Annotated in this window: 4 protein-coding genes; 1 reads left to right on the top strand and 3 read right to left on the bottom strand. The window is 75.3% G+C overall.

Annotated elements, in window-relative coordinates; all coding sequences use genetic code 11:
* Positions 1-46 precede the first annotated feature (46 nt).
* Positions 47-658 carry a DedA family protein gene (locus F6X68_RS31770; RefSeq protein WP_151457700.1) on the bottom strand — a complete coding sequence of 204 codons (612 nt, stop codon included), beginning with the start codon at positions 656-658 and terminating at the stop codon, positions 47-49.
* Between the two features lie 97 nt (positions 659-755).
* Positions 756-1,439, bottom strand: coding sequence for a methyltransferase (locus F6X68_RS31765; RefSeq protein ID WP_370519022.1), 684 nt, complete (start codon positions 1,437-1,439; stop codon positions 756-758).
* Between the two features lie 163 nt (positions 1,440-1,602).
* On the opposite strand from F6X68_RS31765, the gene F6X68_RS31760 reads away from it, so the two are divergent.
* Complete coding sequence (locus F6X68_RS31760) at positions 1,603-1,806, top strand: cold-shock protein (RefSeq protein WP_088961229.1); 204 nt, start codon at positions 1,603-1,605, stop codon at positions 1,804-1,806.
* Between the two features lie 51 nt (positions 1,807-1,857).
* Here the strand turns inward: F6X68_RS31760 and F6X68_RS31755 are convergent, their stop codons facing one another.
* Positions 1,858-3,234, bottom strand: a complete 1,377-nt coding sequence (locus F6X68_RS31755) for an MFS transporter (RefSeq protein ID WP_225852552.1) — start codon at positions 3,232-3,234, stop codon at positions 1,858-1,860.
* Positions 3,235-3,239 lie beyond the last annotated feature (5 nt).

Genomic DNA, 3,239 nt, shown 5'->3' with positions numbered 1-3,239 from the left:
CCCCCCGTCGGGTTCCTCGGCTTTCCGCGCCCCCGTCGGGCGCCGGTCAGGCCCCGGTGACCGCGCGCACTCGACGCCGCGTGCCCATCAGCACCACGCCCGCCAGCAGCAGGCCGACCGCCATGGTGACCAGCATCGGGCTGGACTCCCCCGGCAGCAGCCCGGCGAGCGACCGCGAGGCGGTGCCCAGCACCAGGTAGAGCCCGGCCCAGGCCGCCGCGCCGAGCGTCGCGCAGCCGAGGAAGCGCGGGTACGACATCCGCAGCCCGCCCGCCGCCAGCGGCAGCAGCGCGTTGAACACCGGCAGGAAGGGCGCGACCAGCACCATCCGGCCGCCCCCGCGCTGGAGCATCCCCTCCGCCGCCGCCCAGCGTGCCTCGCCGATCCAGTCGCCGAGGCGGCTGTGCCGCAGGCGATCGCCGTACCGGCGGCCGGCGAGGAAGCTCAGCGACCAGCCGGCGAGGCAGCCGGCCACCACCACGGCGAAGGTGGCGGCCCCGGTGGTCGGGCCGCCGACGCCCATCGCGGCCAGGATCGCCACGTCGCCGGGGACCAGCACCCCGAGCAGCGGTACGGCGTCGAAGAGCATCACCACCCCGAGCACCCCCATGAGCAGGGTGGTGGGGAGCTCTCCGATCTGGGTCAGCCAATCCGCCATGCCCGTACGCTATGGCCGCCCGGCCACCCGGGGCATCGGGTCCGGTCCCCCACCGCCCCCTGGTATCGGGCTCGGGGTCGACCCTGAGAGCCCGGGGTCACCGGGGGCGCAGCACCTGCACCCGGCGCACGGTCGAGTCCACGGAGGGCTCGGTGGTCGGCACGGGGTAGCTCGCCACCGTCGCCAGCACGCCCGGCGGCAGGTGGCCCCGCCCGGGATCGCCCACCAGCACCTCGGCGCCGCCCGCGGCGGCCCGTCGCAGGAAGGGCAGCACCCGCGCCGCCATCGTCGCGTCGTAGAGCACGTCCCCGGCCAGCAGCAGGTCCACCCCGTCGAGATCGCTGTCGAGCAGGTCGCCGCCGGTGGTCGCGACCGTCACGTCGTTGGCCCGGGCATTGACGGTGACCGCCGCGACCGCGTACGGGTCGATGTCGTTGGCGACCACCCGCTCGGCGCCGGCCAGCGCGGCCGCGATCGCCACCAGGCCGGACCCGGCGGCGAGGTCGAGCACCCGGCGGCCGGCCGCGAGGTCGGGGTGGTCGAGCAGGTGGCGCGCGAGGGCCTGGCCACCGGCCCAGACCGAGGCCCAGTACGGCGCGGGCAGGGCGTGCCCGGCCTGCGCCTCCATCCGGGCCCACCAGACGATGGCGTCCTCGGCCAGGTGCAGCCGGACCTCGGGGACGAACGGGATCCGCACCAGCCGGAGCCGGTCCAGCCCGCCCCCGGGAGCGTCGATCTCCCGCTCGATCTCGGTCAGCGCGTCGGCTGTGGCACCCTTCATCGGGGCAAGCATGCCCCAGCCGACCTCGCTCCGCCCGGCTTTCGCGTCGCCGCGCCGAGAGTTCGGCCAGCGAATCGGGGTTCGGCCGGTTACTCTCGGGGTGGCACCGGGCGATCATCGGTCGACGACCGAGGTTCACCCGCTTTGGAACAGGGAGAGATGCATGGCAACCGGCACGGTTAAGTGGTTCAACTCGGAAAAGGGCTTCGGCTTCATCGAGCAGGATGGCGGAGGGCCGGACGTGTTCGTCCACTACTCGGCCATCGCGTCGAGCGGTTACCGGGAGCTGAACGAGGGCCAGAAGGTCGAGTTCGAGGTGACCCAGGGTCAGAAGGGTCCGCAGGCGGACAACGTCCGTCCGCTGTAGATCCCGTGCCGGTGGCGGCGGCCGACTGACGGCCGCCGCCGCAGCGCGTATTCAGGGCCGCTTCGGCGCGACGGGCAGGTCCCGTCGCCGCCGTAGCGGCCCGATCAGCAGGATCGCCGGCGTGAGCGCGAGCCAGGCCGTCATCACCGCGATCGCGGTGCCGGCCCCGTAGGCCGCGCCGATCGTCCCGGCCAGCACGGCGGCCAGCGGGATCATGCCGTAGTTGAGCATCTGCATGCTCACCGTGACGCGGCCCAGCAGTTGGTGTGGCGTGTAGGTCTGGCGGAAGCTGCCCTTGAGCACGTTGCCCACCGCCACCCCGAGGCTGACCAGCATCCCGCCGATCGCCGGCAGGGCGAGTCGGCCGCCGGGTCCGGCGAGCGGGATCAGCAACGCCGGCGGCCCGGTGAACACCGCCGCCAGGAGCATGGCCCGGGCGGTGCCGAGCCGACGGCCGAGCAGGGTGGCCGACAGCGCGCCGACGATGCCGCCGAGACTCATCGCCGCGACCAGCGCGCCCACCGGGGCCGGCGCGAGTCGCGCCTCCCGGACCAGGAAGACCACCAGGACCGCCTGGTAGCCGACCAGGCCGACGTTGCTGGCGGCCCCGAAGGCGGTGAGCACCCGCAGGTACGGGTCCCGGGCGACGAACCGGATCCCCTCGCCGATCTCCCGCCGCAGCGACCGCGCGGGCCCGACGCGCTCGGGACGCCGCTCGACGGTGCGGATGCGCAGCAGGCAGGCGGCGGAGAACAGGAAGCTCAGCGCGTCGAGCAGCAGCGCGGTGACGGCGCCGGCGACCTGTGCGACCACGCCGGCGAGACCGGGGCCGAGCACGTAGCTCGCGGTCTGGGTGGCCTGGAGCTTGGCGTTGCCCTCCGGCACCTGCTCGGGGCGCAGCAGCACGGGCAGGTAGACCTGGTCGGCTGTCTCGAAGAAGACCCGGGCCAGGCCGGCGCCCAGCGCCACCACCAGCAACTGCGTCACGGTCAGCACGCCGAGCACGGCGGCGGCGGGGACGCTGAGGAACAGCAGTGCGGAGACCAGGTCGCAGACGATCATCACCGGCCGGCGCGGCAACCGGTCCACCCAGGCCCCGGCCGGCAGGCCGACGAGCAGCCACGGCAGCCAGGCGGCGGCGGTGAGCACCGCGACGCCGAAGGTGCTGGCGTCGAGCACGGTCACCGCGACCAGGGGCAGCGCCACGGCGGTGACGTTGCTGCCGACGGCGCTGGCCGTCTGCGCGGCCCAGAGCAGCCGGAAGTCCCGGTGCCGCAGCAGCCCTCCCCGGGACGCCGCCGCTGCCGCCGGCCGACCGGCGGGCCGTACCGCCGGCCCGGTCGCGGGGTCGGCGCCCGGGCGGGGCGCGTCTGCCGGCGGGGCGGCGGCGGTACCGGTCGGCGGGGTGGTGCCGGCGGGCGGCGTCACGGCGT

The sequence above is a fragment of the Micromonospora sp. AMSO12t genome (assembly GCF_008806585.1).
Taxonomy (GTDB): Bacteria; Actinomycetota; Actinomycetes; order Mycobacteriales; family Micromonosporaceae; genus Micromonospora; species Micromonospora reichwaldensis.
Note: the sequence above shows the minus strand (reverse complement) of the source record. Positions and strands in the feature narration are given on the sequence as shown.

Excerpts from the sequence above, each read along its gene's own strand:
- F6X68_RS31765 (WP_370519022.1), bottom strand. The coding sequence starts at position 1,439 with ATGAAGGGTGCCACAGCCGACGCGCTGACCGAGATCGAGCGGGAGATC.
- F6X68_RS31760 (WP_088961229.1), top strand. The coding sequence starts at position 1,603 with ATGGCAACCGGCACGGTTAAGTGGTTCAACTCGGAAAAGGGCTTCGGC.
- F6X68_RS31770 (WP_151457700.1), bottom strand. The coding sequence starts at position 658 with ATGGCGGATTGGCTGACCCAGATCGGAGAGCTCCCCACCACCCTGCTC.